This is a genomic window from Paraburkholderia sediminicola, from assembly GCF_046026855.1.
GTDB lineage: Bacteria > Pseudomonadota > Gammaproteobacteria > Burkholderiales > Burkholderiaceae > Paraburkholderia > Paraburkholderia sediminicola_A.
Genome location: NZ_JAQQET010000046.1, coordinates 1 through 14,339, shown reverse-complemented (window position 1 = coordinate 14,339; position 14,339 = coordinate 1). Strand labels below are relative to the sequence as shown.

The following is a 14,339-nucleotide window of genomic DNA, read 5'->3' as shown; positions in this document are numbered from 1 at the left end:
CACGCGCCACCCCTCCTTCATACTTCATGTGTCGATTCGCACCGCCTCCGAGGAGCGTCCAGGCCCTGGCGGGCAATCCATCTGCATCGAAGATCCAGGAGACACGCATGAGCCGCAGCTTCAAACCCTATCCGTTCACGCCTCGCCACTACGCGGGCGTGGTGCCGCCGCTGATTGACGGGCGCGACCCCGTGCGGCGCGCCGTAGCGATCGTCGGAGGCGGTCCGGTCGGCATGACGCTGGCGCTCGCGCTGGCTCGCCAGGGTGTGCGCTCAGTGCTGATCGAAGCCGACGACGGCGTCTGCACCGGCAGCCGCGCGATCTGCATTTCACGGCGCAGTCTGGAGATATTCAAACGCCTGGGTGCGGTACACGGTTTCCTGCAAAAAGGCCTGCCATGGACGGGCGGCCGCAGCTTCTACCGCGACGCCGAAGTGTTCCGCTTCGCCATGCATCAGGACGACGAGCAATCACTGCCGCCGATGATCAACATCGCGCAATACCAGATCGAACAATTGCTGCTCGACGAAGTGGAACAGCACGCCGATCTGATCGACATCCGCTGGCAAACCCGCGTGACCGGCATCGAACAACATGCTGATAACAGCACGGCTGGCGCTACGCTCGACCTGAGCACCGGCGACACTGCATGGACAATGCGCGCGGATTGGGTTGTCGCGTGCGACGGCGGCCGCAGCACGATTCGCGAAGCACTCGGCCTCAAGCTCACGGGTACGACATACGAGGGCCGTTACGTCATCGTCGATATCGAACTGAAGAGCGCGCGCGCCACCGAGCGCCTCGCCTATTTCGATCCACCCTCCAATCCCGGTTCGACGGTGCTGGTGCACAAGCAGCCCGACAACGTCTGGCGCATCGACTATCAGCTTCGCGACGATGAAGATCCCGACGCCGCGGTCAAGCCAGAGAACGTCATGCCACGTGTGCAGAGCGTGCTCGACTCAATGGGCGAAACGGGCGAATGGTCGCCGATCTGGATCACCGTCTACAAGGCCAACGCATTGACACTCGAACGCTACCGCCACGGCTCGGTGCTGTTCGCGGGCGATGCCGCGCATCTCGTGCCGATTTTTGGCGTACGCGGTGCGAATTCCGGAATCGACGATGCCGACAATCTCGGCTGGAAACTCGGTTGCGTGGTCAACGGCATTGCGTCGGACCGTTTGCTCGACAGCTACAGCGACGAGCGCGTTTTCGCCGCGCGTGAAAACCTGAGCTATGGGATGAAAAGCACGGAGTTCATGGCGCCGCCCTCGTTCGCATTCGATCTGATGCGCAACGCAGTGCTAGGACTTGCTGAGCGTCATCCTGCCGTGCGGCCATTGATCAATCCACGGCAAACGCATGCAATTGCGTATGTTCAGTCGCCGCTCAATCCGGTTGCGGCTACGGCTTCGGACTCGTTCGCCAAAGGGCCGGCGCCAGGCACGGTGCTGGCGGAGTGCCGCCTTCAGCGCATGTGCGACGGTATAACAATGGATATTCATCTCACCGATCTGCTGGGGCCTTGCTTCACCGCGTTGCGCTTCGGCACAGACGTGGCGCAAGACGAAGCATGGCAGCAATTGCACTATGCGCTCGGCGAACACAGCATTCCGTTCAAAGCGGTCACGCTGGTGACGGGCGACGCGCCGCGTGCCGCCAACCCGCATGTGGTCGATCCGGCGGGACGCCTGCACGAGATGCTCGACGCGACGCCGGGTACCATCTATCTGATCAGGCCGGACGGCCATGTGCTCGCCCGCTGGCGCAACGGCAGCGCGGCGAACGTCCAAAGCGCCGTGACGGCCTGTTTGACGAACTGACGCAAGAGGAAACCCAACCATGACCGATAGCGAACTCGATCTCGTCTACACCACACTCTGCAAGACGCTGACCGCTGAGGGCGAAGCGCAAGCATCCTTGTATCTGGCCCGCCTTGCGCTGCTCTCCATGACGGAACTCGGCGACACGCAGCGGGCGTTGTCGTTGATCGAGGCGGCGAAGCTACCGCCATCTTCCGCCGTGGTTGCGTAATGCGGCGGGAGTACGGCGCAACGCCAAAGAACTAACACGTAGGACGAAAAAAAACCGCACCGCTGCGAATGCGGGGCGGTTTTTCTTCGTGGCAACGTTCACTGTCGCGGATACAAGCCCAACGTGCTCGCATGCAGGCGCGCGAGCCCAAGCAACGCATCCGTGTACGGCGTAGGCACATTGGTAAGCTGCCCCAGTTCACGCACTGCGGCCACCAGCGCGTCGAGTTCGACCGCCTTGCCCGCCTGCACGTCCTGCAGCATCGAGGTTTTCATCGCACCGAGTTTGAGCGTGACCTCGTGGCGATCCGCTGGCGCCTGCTCGATCGGAATGCCGAAGCGTGCGCCGATCTCCTTCGCTTCCAGCATGATGCTCGTGACGAAGTCGCGCACCAGTTCGTCGCTGAGAATCCGGTCGGTGGTCGCGCCAGTGATGGCGCTGATCGGATTCATCGTCATATTGCCCCATAGCTTGTACCAGACGTCGCGCTGAATCTGCTCCGACATCGACGCATTGAAGCCCGCTGCGGCCAGCGTGGCGGTAAGCGCGTTGACGCGTTCGCCCGGTTGCCCTGACGCCTCGCCGACGATCAGCCCATTGCCCTGATGATGCCTGATAACGCCCGGCGATTCGATCAGACAGCTGGCATGCACCACGCAGCCCACCGTCTGTGCAGTCGGAATCGCGGCAGCGATCGCACCGTCAGGATCGATCGACTTCAGCCGCTTGCCGGCGAAATCGCGGCCGAGTCCGTCGCAGAACCACCATGGCACGCCGTTCATCGCCGTCAGCACAGTCGTCTGCGGGTTCAGCAGCGGCGCGATATGCGCGGCCACCGACGCCATTGCCGGGCCCTTGACCGCCACGACGACGAGGTCCTGCACACCGAGCTGCGCCGGTGATTCGCTCGCATTCACCTTCACGGTATGCGTCACGCCGCCTTCGATCAGACGTAAGCCGTGTTGTTGCAACGCACTGAGCGTCGCGCCGCGCGCCACCACGCTCACGTCGTGGCCGGCCTGTGCGAGTTTCACCCCCATCCAGCCACCGATTGCGCCTGCACCGTAGATTCCTACTTTCATCGCCTCAATCCTTGTTAATCCTCGGGTCAATCTTTGCTTCAATTTTCGCGTTAGTCCTCGCGTCAATCCCTGTAGCTTGCGTCGATGCGATCCACGCGCCGCACCAGCGCGTCGAACACATCCTGTCCCGCACCGTGACGCGGATCGAATTGCAGCGAGTCGCGCGAGCAGCGGATCGCCACCGCGTCCGGCACCGGTCGCGCGCGGCCCATGGAGAACGTGGCCATCTGGATTTCGCACGCGCGGTTGAGCGTCCACAGAATAGCGAAAGTCTGCGGCAACGTATGGCCCCATGCAAGCAGGCCATGGTTGCGCAAGATCACCGCCTGCCGGTTGCCGATATGTTCGAGCAGACGCGGGCCCTCTTCCGCATGCACAGTGATGCCTTCAAAGTCGTGATACGCAATGCGGTCGTGCAACTGTGCGCTATAGAAGTTGGTTTGCTCCAGGCCGTCTTCCAGGCAGGCCACCGCGACGCCCGCCGTAGTGTGCGTGTGCATCACGCAGTGCGCATCGGCCAGGCCTTCATGAATCGCGGCATGCACGACGAAACCCGCGGGATTCACCGGATACGGCGAGTTATCGAGCACGCGCCCTTGCGCGTCGATCTTCACGAGATTGCTCGCTGTCACTTCGCTGTAGTGCAGACCGAATGGATTGATCAGGAAGTGGCGCTCGTCGCCGCTCACGCTCGCCGGCACGCGCAACGTGATGTGGTTGTAGATCATCTCGGTCCAGCCGAGCATATCGAAGATGCGATAGCACGCGGCCAGTTGCACGCGTGCCTGCCATTCGTCGGGATGCATTGCGGCGAGCTTCGGCGGGGTCGCCGCCTGCATTTCAAGAGTCGTCATCAGGGTCTCCGTTGTTATCGTTTGCGATGCTTATGTTCAGTCGTTGCGGGTAACAGCCGTTATGCGCCCGCCACTACCGCTGCGATCGACGACGCCACATAGCCGGCGTTGCGTGCATTCAATCCAGCAACGCACATGCGTCCCGAGCGCAGCACGTACACCGCGTATTCGCTGCGCAAACGCTCGACCTGGGCTTCGCTCAGGCCCGTGTACGTGAACATGCCGCGTTGCGCGACGTAGCGCGCTCGCATCACTTCATCGACGCGGCCGGCGAGCCCTTCGTGGATCGTGCCGCGCATGGCCAGAATCCGTTCGCGCATGGTGGCGAGCTCCGCTTCCCACAAAGCGCGCAAGGACGTGTCCGACAGTACGTTGGCCACGAGGCGCGCGCCATGCGTCGGCGGATTGCTGTAGTTGGCGCGCACCGTCGACATCAATTGACCGAGCACGCGCGTGGCCTCTTCTTTGCTCTTACACACGACGCTCAACGCGCCACAGCGCTCGCCGTACAGCGAGAAATTCTTCGAAAACGAATTGGCGGCGATCAACGGCACACCCGCGTCGGCGAGCTGGCGCACGCAAGCGGCGTCCTCCTCGAGACCTGCGCCAAAACCTTGATACGCCATGTCGACAAACGCAATCAGTTTGCGGCGCTGCAATACCGGCACCAGTTCCGCCCATTGCGCCGGGCTCAGATCGACGCCAGTCGGGTTGTGACAGCACGCGTGCAGCAGCACGATGCTCTGTTCCGGCAAGCGGCCAATCGTGTCGATCATGTCGGTGAAACGCAAGCCGCCGGTGTGTTCGTCGTAATACGGATACGTGTTGACCGTGAGGCCCGCTCCTTCGAACACTACGCGATGGTTTTCCCAGCTCGGATCGCTGATCCAGATCTGCGAGGCCGGGAAATAGCGCTTCAGAAAATCCGCACCGACTTTCAGCGCGCCTGAGCCGCCGATGGTCTGCAAAGTTGCGATCCGGCCCGCGGCGCGCGCTTCGTTGTCCGCGCCGAACACCAGCGCCTGTGCTGCGTCGCGGTAAAGCGGCAGGCCCGCCATCGGCAGGTAGGAGCGCGGGCCGATCGAATCGAGCAGCGCGGTTTCGGCGCGCCGTACGGCGTCCATCACCGGCAGTTTGCCGGCGTCGTCGAAGTAGATGCCGATGCTCAGGTTGACCTTGTTGGGCCGCGGATCGAGTTGAAAATCCTCGTTCAGGCTCAGAATCGGGTCGCCCGGATAGGCGGGAATGTGGTCGAACATGGCAATTCCTTGAGTGGAGCCCCGCATGTGGCTTGATTGCGGCCTGCGTATACCCTGGCGGTGGGCTGTTGCAACCTGATCGTAGCCGCGTGAGCGAGACGGAAGTCTAAGCGGGTTTCCGGCTTCGCGTCGATCAGCACGAGTGTCGGCCAATGGCTCGCTACATACAATCAATCGATTTTTCACGATTCGTAAGTTTTTCTTTAGAATCGCCTGATGCCACTTACACGCGTCACCATTCGTCAGTTCGAAGCGTTTCTCGCCATCGTCGATTTGCACAGTATCGGCGCGGCGGCGGAACGGCTCGGGCTGACCTCGTCGGCGGTCAGCCAGTTGCTGGCCGAACTGGAAACGGAACTGGGCTTTCGCCTCTTCGACCGGACAACACGGCGCGTCAATCTGTCGAGCGCGGGGCAGGATTTCCTGTCGTCCGCCGAATCGGTGTTGCGCTATGTGCGTGCGGCGGCCCAATCTGCCGACGACATCCGCAATCGCGCCGCCGGTATCGTGCGAGTCGGCGCGCCGCTGGTGCTCGCGGCGACCGCGCTCCCGGCGGCCATCGCCGAATATGCACGCGGCAAACCGAAGGTGGTCGTACGCATTTGCGACACCGTGGTCGAACAATTGGTAGAGCGCGTGGAAAGCGGCGACGTGGATCTCGCGATCGGCCCGGATCGGCAGAGCGGCACGCGGGTGCGTTGCGATCCTGCCTTCGCGAGCCCGTGGGTGATGTGGTGTGCGCCGGCGCATCCGTTGAGCGCGCGGCGCCGGGTGCAGTGGCAGCATTTGCGCGACGTGCCGATTGTCGCCACCGGCCGCGATCATGAGCGCGCAGTCGAACAGATGCTGGCGAATCTGCCGGTGGAGGCGCGCATCATCCCCGTGGACGTGGTGGACAACGTCACCACGGCGTTCGGTCTGGCTTCACAGGGGCTTGCCGTGACGCTCGCGCCCGCCTATGTCGCGCCGCTCGCGCGAACCTTCGGGCTGGTGATGAAGCGGATCGTCGATCCGGAAACCATCCGCGAGGTGTGCGTGTATCGCTCGACCGAACGTGCACTGTCACCACCCGCGGACGGATTCGCGGAGTTCATCATGCCGTGGTTAAAGCGCTGGGATCGTGAGACACAGGCCGATGCACGGGCGAAGCGCGGGTGATTGCCGGTGCGGGCTCAGTTGCGCTTTGACCGTGTTTCGGCCATGTTTCGGCCGTTCTTCGACGGTGCTTCGGATCATCATCGGCTGCGTCGCGGTTAATTTTCGACCGCCACTTCGGCGCGTCGGATCAGGACCGCTCAGGACCGCTCAGGCAGCAGACACAGCGCAAACAACTGGCGCTGGCTGGAGATACCTAGCCGCGCGTAAGCGCGTTTCTGATACGTAATGACACTCGTTGCCTTGACGCCCATTTGTTCGGCGATCTCGGCGGCGCTTGCGCCTTCGAGCACGCCGCGCAGCACGTCGATCTCGCGCGGCGTAAGCGCCGGGCAGGCGCGTCTGACGCGTGCCAGCATCACGGCTGCCGCGCCTTGCTGATGCTGCCCGTTGAGTGCGTAATGGCTTTTCGCAGCGTGCGCGAACAGATGCGCCACGCTTTCCACGTGCTCAAGTTCGCCTGGCTGGAACATGCCGTAGGCGCTGTCGCGATACAGATTGATAGACAGCCAGACTTTTTCCATAGGTTGCAGCAGCAACGACAGACGGTCGGACACGTTGGGCTGCGCATAACAGGCGGCGCGATAGGCTTCGTTTTCGATTTCTTCGCTTTGCTGCTGGTGCAGCACTAATGCTTCGCGCGCTTGTTTCGCTGGCGGGCCGCCGACGATGGCGCGGTTGCCGTCGAGCGCATAAAAGTGCGTGGCGTAGCGGTCGGCGACATCACGGAGGAAGCGGCCGCCGCGATGGTCGGCGGCGGAGACGGTGCGCGGCCTCGCGTCGAATTCGTAAGCGAAGATCGTGCACTGCGAAACCGGAAGCGTGTCGCCAATGGTTTTCAGAATGCTTGCGGCGAGCGCGTCCGGGTCGGCATGCGAGATCGACATGACGAGGTCGGTAACACGCGACGTGTTGATGTGCCCACTGCGGGGCGGTGTGGATATGCGCCAGGAACGCATGATGATGGCGAGGTCACGGTACGTGGTTTTCGGTCTGGCAAGCGTAGCACAATGAAGCATTACAGCCGCTGTTGCGCTGCTTTCGCTGCGAAGCCCACTCACGCCCTCAGGGCCCGGCCCAGGCAACCCTTGCGGTGGACGGGAAAATTACAGCGTCCCCAGTTTGACAGCGAGGAAATCGACCAGTAGCCGTGTTCTCTGCGGCAAACGCCGTGTCTTCGCCCACATCGCATGCAAGGGCAAGGGCGTAAGCTGAAAATCCGCCAACAAGACCTCTACCTTTCCTGCCTCGACCCATTCCTGAATCTGCCAGAAGGCAGCGATCCCTACCCCCATCCCACCCAGCACGCCTGCATTCACCGCCGCCACCTGATTGCTGTCAAAGCGGCCTGCCACGTTCACCGCGATCTCGTTTCCATCGGAAGACGTAAACGCCCACCGCCCAGGATACGGCACGCCGGTTCGAACGACACAATCATGTCTCCCCAGATCCCGCGGATGCGACGGCCTGCCGTGTTCGGCAAGATAAGCAGGCGCGGCGAACACCACCCGCCGAAGCGTACCGATCCGCCGCGCCACGAGCCGTGAATCAGGCGTTTCGCCGATACGGATCGTCACATCCGCGCCGGTCTCGACCGGATCGCGATACGTGTCGCTCAACTCGAGCGACAACTCCAGTTGCGGATGACGCTGCAAAAACTCCGCGGCGAGCGGCGCAACGAATTGCGGTCCGAACAGTGTGGGCGCATTGATCAGCAAGCGGCCGGTGAGCCGGTGCGCTTCTTCGGCCAGTTCGGTGCGTGCCAGTTCGAGTTCGCTCAGCGCGCCTTTGACGCGTTCGTAAAAACGCATGCCGGCTGCGCTCGGCTGCGAAGTACGCGTGGTTCGCACGATCAAGGTCGATCCGTGCGCCCGCTCGAGCACCTGCAGCGACCGGCTGACGGCCTGCAACGACCGGCCAAGCCGGCGCGCGGCGCTCGTCAGACTGCCCTCCTCGACAATCGCCACCAAGGTTTCAAGATCGCGCAACGCATCCATTGCCGATTCTCCCGTTTTTCGTGAGGATGTATCCAATTCAGTGCGAATTGTGTTTATCCGACGTGAGAGTAGCATCGATTCAACCTCACTTAACGGCTAGCCCGACGATGGACTCTCCCACGATTCAATGCGCGATTGCAGCCCAAACGGCTACGCCGCCGGCCCAGAGCGTTCCGACCGCCCGGTTCGCCGCGATGGTCGCGGTCGCCGTGTTGCCCCTGTACGCGTCACAAACGTTGATCGGCCCGCTCAACGTCTCGCTGCATCTCGGCGCATGGACCACGCTCGTCACCGCCTTGACGTTGCTCGGCTATGCGGTCGGCCTTGTCGGACTTGTGCCGCTGATCGACCGCTTGCCCAACCGGCCCTTGATTGCCGCGACCTTGCTCGCGCAGATCGCGTGTCTCACACTGGCCGCTATCGCGCCGCTGGCACCCGTGTTTCTGGCGGCATCGTTCGCCGTGGGCGTGACGTCGAGCGTCGTGCAGATGCTGGTGCCCGCAGCGGCATCGCTCGCGCCACCGGCTTCGCGCGGCAAAGTCGTCGGCAACGTGATGAGCGGTTTGATGCTCGGCATTCTGCTGTCGCGCCCGCTTGCCAGTGTGATTGGCGGCGCATTCGGCTGGCGTGCGTTTTACGCTGCCGATGCCCTGTTGCTCACGGCTGTCACGCTTGCCGTGGTGCCGCGTTTGCCGGATGTTCGCCCAGCCGGCGCTCCGCCCTATGCCGCGTTATTGACGTCGATGGCGCGATTGCTCGCGCATGAGCCCGTGCTGCGCCGCCGGGCGCTGTATCAAGCCCTGCTCATGGCCGGGTTCAACGCGTTCTGGAGCAGTATCGCTATTGTCCTGACGCGCGCGCCACTCGGTCTGAACAGCACCTCCGTCGCGCTATTCGCGCTGGCCGGCGGCGGCAGCGTTTTCATCGCACCGTTGGCGGGCCGCGCCGGCGACCGGGGCTGGTCGAAGCCCGCCAGCATGCTCGCCCATACGGTCGCCGTCGTGGCCGCATTGATGGCGGCATTCGCGCTGACGTCGGGGGTATCGCGCGCCGCCTCGATCGCCATGCTCGCCGTGGCAGCATTTTTTATCGACGGTGGCGTGATTGCCGATCAGGCGCTCGGCCGGCGTGCCATCAATCTGCTTGCGCCCGAATCGCGCGGCCGGGTGAATGGACTCTATACGGGGCTCTTTTTCATCGGCAGCGCGCTGGGCGCCACTATCGCCGGCCCGGCGCTCGCGCATTGGGGCTGGCCGGGTGTATGCGTCGCGGCATTGGGTTTTTTCGCCGCGGCAGCGGTTCTGCATCTGCGCGACAGTTTGCGCGCCGCATGAGCGATCTTACGAAAGATTGAAGGAGCATGGTCATGACATCCACACGCACCGGAATGCGCTATCGCAGCATCGAGCTCGACGGCCTCGACATTTTCTATCGCGAGGCAGGACCACGCGACGCGCCTGTGGTTCTGTTGCTGCACGGTTTCCCGTCGTCGTCGCGAATGTACGCGACGCTGATGCCGCTGCTCGCGCAAGATTACCGGGTGATCGCACCGGACTATCCCGGTTTCGGCCACAGCAGCGCACCCGCGCCCGACGCATTCAAGTACACGTTTGACCACCTCGCCGAAGTGATGGCCCGTTTCACCGATGCACTGGAACTGAAGCGCTACACGCTGGTGATGCAGGACTACGGCGGTCCGGTGGGGTTTCGGCTTGCGCTTTCAAACCCCGAGCGGATCGAGGCGTTGGTGGTGCAAAACGCCGTTGCCCACGAAGCAGGCCTCGGTCCGTTATGGCAAACGCGCAAGGCCTTCTGGAACGATCGCGCAACGCATGAAGCGGCACTACGGGCAAATTTGCTCTCGTTTGAGGCGACGCGGTTACGGCATGTCGGGCGTAGTCCGAGTGTCGATCGCTACGATCCGGATACGTGGACTGATGAATTTGCGTTCTTATCGCGGCCCGGCCAGATCGATATTCAGACTGAACTCTTCTACGACTATCGGACGAATATCGAGCGGTATCCGCAGTGGCAGCGGTATCTGGAAGAACGTCAGCCCCCCATGCTGGTGCTGTGGGGGCAGTACGATCCCTCATTCGAAGTGGAAGGTGCATACGCGTATCGCAGCAATCTGCCCGGCGCCGAAGTGCATCTGCTCGAAGGCGGACACTTCGTGCTGGATGAAGCAGTCGATCAGGTTGCGGCGCTGATGGTTCAGTTTCTGGGTGCGCGGCTGGCACGATAGTGTGCTTCAAACGGCGTGCCGCAATGGCACGCCGTTGTCCCCTGGCCCAAACGCGAAAACCGTTGTATCAGAAACGGTAGTTGATGGAGATATCGGCCACACCGGTGGCCCTGCTGTGCGTAATCGGACTGTTCCCCGCACTGCCGACCAGTTGTTCGAATGCGCCGTCCGCAGTAGCAAACCAGTGCTTGTCGAACAGCCATACCATGCTTATGCCGAAGCCCACCGACTTGAAGCCCGCGCTCGCGTGATACTGCGAGTATTGCGAGTGTGCCGCCTGATTCTGATTCACGCCGTACCAGCTGTTCATGTAGGTAGAGTCCGCGAGTGTCACGTTCGGACCGGCGAACCAGAAGAATTTTTTGGTGCTGCCCGGCATCGGCAGATAAGCGCCCAGATCGCCGGTCCAACCGTTCGAACCGCCGAAATAGCGTCGCACGTCGGCGCGCAGCACGAGTGGGAAATCCTTCGACACGACGTATTCGCCGGAGAGTTTCAGGCCGGGCGCCGGATTGATGTTGCCGAGACCGTTCAACTCCTCCGGATCGTCATGACCGCGACGCCCGAGATCGTAGACGGCGGCGAGGCTAGCGCGCCAGTTCTGCCCTTGCGCGAAGTTGACCCCAAGGCCTTCGCCGCTCGAAAAGAAGAACAGGTCCTTGTAGCGCACGTCGACACTCGGACCGGCCATCACGTGATACCGGTCGGAGCCTTCATAGCGTGGCTGGAACGACGTCGCCGCGCCAATGCGTACCTGCCAGTCCGGAATATCCGGCTGCCACATTTTCTGCAGCGGAATGCCCACGGAATACTGCCATTCGCCCAACGGCGAAGGTGTTTGGGCCACGGCCGAAGCCGGCAAAATGCCGATACCGCCGATGGTCACGGCGACCAGCGATGATGCCGCGATGCCTGTTTGTTTATTGCGAATCTTGCCGATCCGCTTTCTACGGCTATTCAACACCAGAAACCTCCGTTTCTCGCGTATCGCGAAGGGGTTCATGTTCTTGCCGGATGTCCACAACGGATTAGAAAACATCCGGGTGACCGCCGCATTGCAACACACGGCAAGTAATTTTTTCAGCAGACGACACGCATTTTCCCGGCAAAACGCACGGTTCGAACCTGATGCCGCCCCGTAAATTGGGCATTCGTACGAACCGACACGTGCGAACGATTTGCCGACGCCTGCTTCTGTGCAAAATGCGGGCCTGGTCGCTGGAGGGTCGGCTCGGCCCGGATTGGTTCGGATTGGCTCGGGAAAAACGGAAGGACAGACCGACGGACGCCCGCAAGCGCGCCGCGGCGATGGTGACAGGCAGAATACAGCCACAAAATAGCGGCTGGCGCCGCACGAAGCGACGCCGCAAAGGGAGGATCGCCGCCCTCGCGGCGCTCGCCGTTTTACTGCGCCGCCTCGACCAGCACAGCCTTGTCGCGATAGAGATTCGGGAACAGACGCTTCAGGTTTGCGACCTTCGGCATATCGTTGATCGCGATATATGCGGAGTTCGGATGCAGCGTCAGGTAGTTCTGATGGTAGGACTCGGCGGGATAGAAGCCCTTGAACGGCTCTGTCTTCGTGACGATCGGCGCCGGGAAGGCATGCGCCTTCTCGAGTTGGGCGATGTAACTTTGCGCGACGTGCCGCTGCGTGTCGGTCAGCGGAAATACCGCCGAACGGTATTGCGTGCCGCTGTCCGGGCCCTGACGGTTCAACTCGGTCGGGTCCTGAATCACCGAGAAGTAGACCTGCAACAACTGCCCGTAAGTAACTTTGGTCGGGTCGAACGTGACCTGCACGGATTCTGCATGGCCTGTTTCGCCGCCACTGACAGTCTCATACTGCGCAGTGTCGCGCTGGCCGCCCGAATAACCGGACACCGCCTTCGTGACGCCCCGTACGTGCTGGAACACGCCTTGCACGCCCCAGAAACAGCCGCCCGCGAACACGGCAGTTTCTTCGTGCGCGGTCGTGGCTGAGATCGGCTCGTCGAGCGCAGGCGGCGCAATGACAACCGCCGCTTCCGACGAGAATGCGACGCGCTGTGCCAGCAGCAGCGCCAATGCACCTAGCCCGAGCGAAAGCGCGGCCGCCGCCCGGCGTGAGCGGGCCGGTTTGCCGATAATGCGTTTCTCGATGTTCATGATGCCCGTCCTGATTCGATCAACTCGTGCCGCGCGCGGCGGGTGCGAAAGTTAGAGCGAGGCCGTTCATGCAATAGCGCAGGCCGGTCGGCTTGGGGCCGTCGTCGAATACATGACCCAGATGGCTGCCGCAGCGCCGGCACAATACTTCGTCGCGCGTCATGCCGAACGACTTGTCGGTATGCGTGATGACCGCGTGGTCCAGTGGCTGCCAGAAACTTGGCCAGCCTGTGCCGCTATCGAATTTCGTTTTCGACGAAAACAGCGGCAGTGCGCAACCGGCGCACGCGAATGTGCCTGCGTGGTGCTCGTCGTTCAGCGGGCTGCTGAACGGCCTCTCCGTGCCGGCTTCGCGCAGCACGCGGTACTGTGCGTCCGTGAGCAGCTTGTGCCATTCAGCGTCGCTATGCGCGACCTCGTAGGCCGCCGCGGTGCTCAACTCCGCCGCGCCTGCCGTACGCCATGCCGCGGTTCCGCCGGCGAGCGACGCCGCGCCGATTAACCTGAAGAAACTCCGTCTGCTGCAAGCCATGATGATCGTCCCGGGAAGTCCGTACCGTTCACCCGCTGAGGTGCTGATCGCGCCGCCCACGAGTGGTCCTGCCACTTAGTCGGCCAACAAGGGGATTTATGACAGCATGCGCGTCTTTCTGCGTGACGGCGGTGCTTACAGCGGAAATTTCGTGGTGGACAGGATTTCTTTGAGCACCATGAACGAGCGGATTTGCCTGACGCCTGGCAGATAGAGCAACTGCTCCGCGTGCAGCCGATTGAAGCTGTCGCTATCGCGCGTGCGGATCATCATGAAGTAGTCGAACTCCCCGGTCACGACGTGGCATTCCATGCATCCTGCCACCTTCTGCGCCGCTTTCTCGAACTCGGCAAAGGACTCCGGCGTAGACCGATCCAGCACGACGCCGATGATGACCACCATACCCGCCCCGACCGCCTTTGGATCGATCAGCGCGACGACACCCCGGATCAGCCCTGATTCCTTTAGCCGCTCCACGCGCCGCAAACACGCCGGCGCACTCAATTTAACTTTGGCCGCGAGCGCGACATTCGAAATCGACGCATCGGTTTGCAGTTGACGCAGGATCGCTCGATCGATCCGATCGAGCGCATGAAGAGACTGGGCTTCCGCGGATGAGAGTGTGACACCCGCAACGGCCTCAGCGACCGGGGCGCGACGACCTTTTGTTGCGCTCATAGCTATTTATCGGGCTCTTTATTAGGTCACGGACTACCGACGATTTATAAAAGTATGCCCAACGAAATTTCTTTGCAAGCTAATTTCCAGCTAAGCACGCGACTGGTGGGCGTACCGACGGTGTGCGTGCGAGGACAAATCGATGCACGACATAACCGACATGGTGCACAACGGCGAGCGGAACCGACGAAACCAACGACTAAAGCGCGCGAGTGTTAACAGGTACCCTTCGGCGCGCGAAGCGCCGCCGGAAGTATGACAGCCTTGTCACCGAGGCTGAATGTGCGAGAACACAGATTCCAGATGCGCCACTACCGCCACTGTGCGGGGGACCCGCTTAAGAATTAGCGGT

The 14,339-nt window shown here is 62.1% G+C and carries 14 protein-coding genes; 5 read left to right on the top strand and 9 right to left on the bottom strand.

The features are described from left to right. The first annotated feature begins 107 nt into the window (after positions 1 to 107). Both PQR40_RS35145 and PQR40_RS35140 read left to right on the top strand, forming a co-directional pair. On the top strand, positions 108 to 1,826 hold the full coding sequence (locus PQR40_RS35145; RefSeq protein WP_408510903.1) for an FAD-dependent oxidoreductase: 1,719 nt from the start codon (positions 108 to 110) through the stop codon (positions 1,824 to 1,826). A gap of 19 nt (positions 1,827 to 1,845) precedes the next feature. Then, complete coding sequence (locus tag PQR40_RS35140) at positions 1,846 to 2,037, top strand: hypothetical protein (RefSeq protein ID WP_408510902.1); 192 nt, start codon at positions 1,846 to 1,848, stop codon at positions 2,035 to 2,037. Between the two features lie 98 nt (positions 2,038 to 2,135). Here PQR40_RS35140 and PQR40_RS35135 read toward each other — a convergent pair whose 3' ends face one another. The 3 genes from PQR40_RS35135 to PQR40_RS35125 all read right to left on the bottom strand — a co-directional run bounded on the left by PQR40_RS35135 (position 2,136) and on the right by PQR40_RS35125 (position 5,232). Continuing rightward, entirely contained in the window at positions 2,136 to 3,119 is a 984-nt protein-coding gene (locus tag PQR40_RS35135) for a 2-dehydropantoate 2-reductase (RefSeq protein ID WP_408510901.1), read from the bottom strand. A 62-nt stretch (positions 3,120 to 3,181) separates the two neighbouring features. Continuing rightward, a complete protein-coding gene (locus PQR40_RS35130) occupies positions 3,182 to 3,973 on the bottom strand; it encodes a class II aldolase/adducin family protein (protein WP_408510900.1) in 792 nt (263 codons plus the stop codon). Positions 3,974 to 4,032: 59 nt separating this feature from the next. Further along, positions 4,033 to 5,232, bottom strand: a complete 1,200-nt coding sequence (locus tag PQR40_RS35125) for an amino acid aminotransferase (RefSeq protein WP_408239476.1) — start codon at positions 5,230 to 5,232, stop codon at positions 4,033 to 4,035. Between the two features lie 216 nt (positions 5,233 to 5,448). Between PQR40_RS35125 and PQR40_RS35120 the strand changes: the two genes are divergently transcribed. Continuing rightward, positions 5,449 to 6,390, top strand: coding sequence for a LysR family transcriptional regulator (locus tag PQR40_RS35120; RefSeq protein ID WP_408239473.1), 942 nt, complete (start codon positions 5,449 to 5,451; stop codon positions 6,388 to 6,390). 137 nt (positions 6,391 to 6,527) lie between these two features. Here the strand turns inward: PQR40_RS35120 and PQR40_RS35115 are convergent, their stop codons facing one another. Next, the gene (locus PQR40_RS35115) at positions 6,528 to 7,346 is read right to left on the bottom strand and encodes a helix-turn-helix transcriptional regulator (RefSeq protein ID WP_408510899.1); all 819 of its coding nucleotides are present in this window, start codon (positions 7,344 to 7,346) and stop codon (positions 6,528 to 6,530) included. Between the two features lie 147 nt (positions 7,347 to 7,493). Further along, on the bottom strand, positions 7,494 to 8,384 hold the full coding sequence (locus PQR40_RS35110; RefSeq protein WP_408239467.1) for a LysR family transcriptional regulator: 891 nt from the start codon (positions 8,382 to 8,384) through the stop codon (positions 7,494 to 7,496). A gap of 107 nt (positions 8,385 to 8,491) precedes the next feature. Between PQR40_RS35110 and PQR40_RS35105 the strand changes: the two genes are divergently transcribed. Then, entirely contained in the window at positions 8,492 to 9,718 is a 1,227-nt protein-coding gene (locus PQR40_RS35105; RefSeq protein ID WP_408510898.1) for an MFS transporter, read from the top strand. 32 nt (positions 9,719 to 9,750) lie between these two features. After that, positions 9,751 to 10,629, top strand: a complete 879-nt coding sequence (locus PQR40_RS35100; protein WP_408510897.1) for an alpha/beta fold hydrolase — start codon at positions 9,751 to 9,753, stop codon at positions 10,627 to 10,629. A 67-nt stretch (positions 10,630 to 10,696) separates the two neighbouring features. Here PQR40_RS35100 and PQR40_RS35095 read toward each other — a convergent pair whose 3' ends face one another. From PQR40_RS35095 to PQR40_RS35080, 4 genes are all read right to left on the bottom strand, one after another. Beyond that, a complete protein-coding gene (locus PQR40_RS35095) occupies positions 10,697 to 11,593 on the bottom strand; it encodes a MipA/OmpV family protein (protein ID WP_408239603.1) in 897 nt (298 codons plus the stop codon). A 440-nt stretch (positions 11,594 to 12,033) separates the two neighbouring features. Then, the gene (gene msrA / locus PQR40_RS35090; protein WP_408510896.1) at positions 12,034 to 12,777 is read right to left on the bottom strand and encodes a peptide-methionine (S)-S-oxide reductase MsrA; all 744 of its coding nucleotides are present in this window, start codon (positions 12,775 to 12,777) and stop codon (positions 12,034 to 12,036) included. A 19-nt stretch (positions 12,778 to 12,796) separates the two neighbouring features. Then, on the bottom strand, positions 12,797 to 13,309 hold the full coding sequence (gene msrB / locus PQR40_RS35085) for a peptide-methionine (R)-S-oxide reductase MsrB (protein ID WP_408239600.1): 513 nt from the start codon (positions 13,307 to 13,309) through the stop codon (positions 12,797 to 12,799). 135 nt (positions 13,310 to 13,444) lie between these two features. After that, positions 13,445 to 13,987: an Lrp/AsnC family transcriptional regulator gene (locus PQR40_RS35080; RefSeq protein ID WP_408510895.1), complete on the bottom strand. Its 543-nt coding sequence runs from the start codon at positions 13,985 to 13,987 to the stop codon at positions 13,445 to 13,447. Between the last annotated feature and the right edge of the window lie 352 nt (positions 13,988 to 14,339).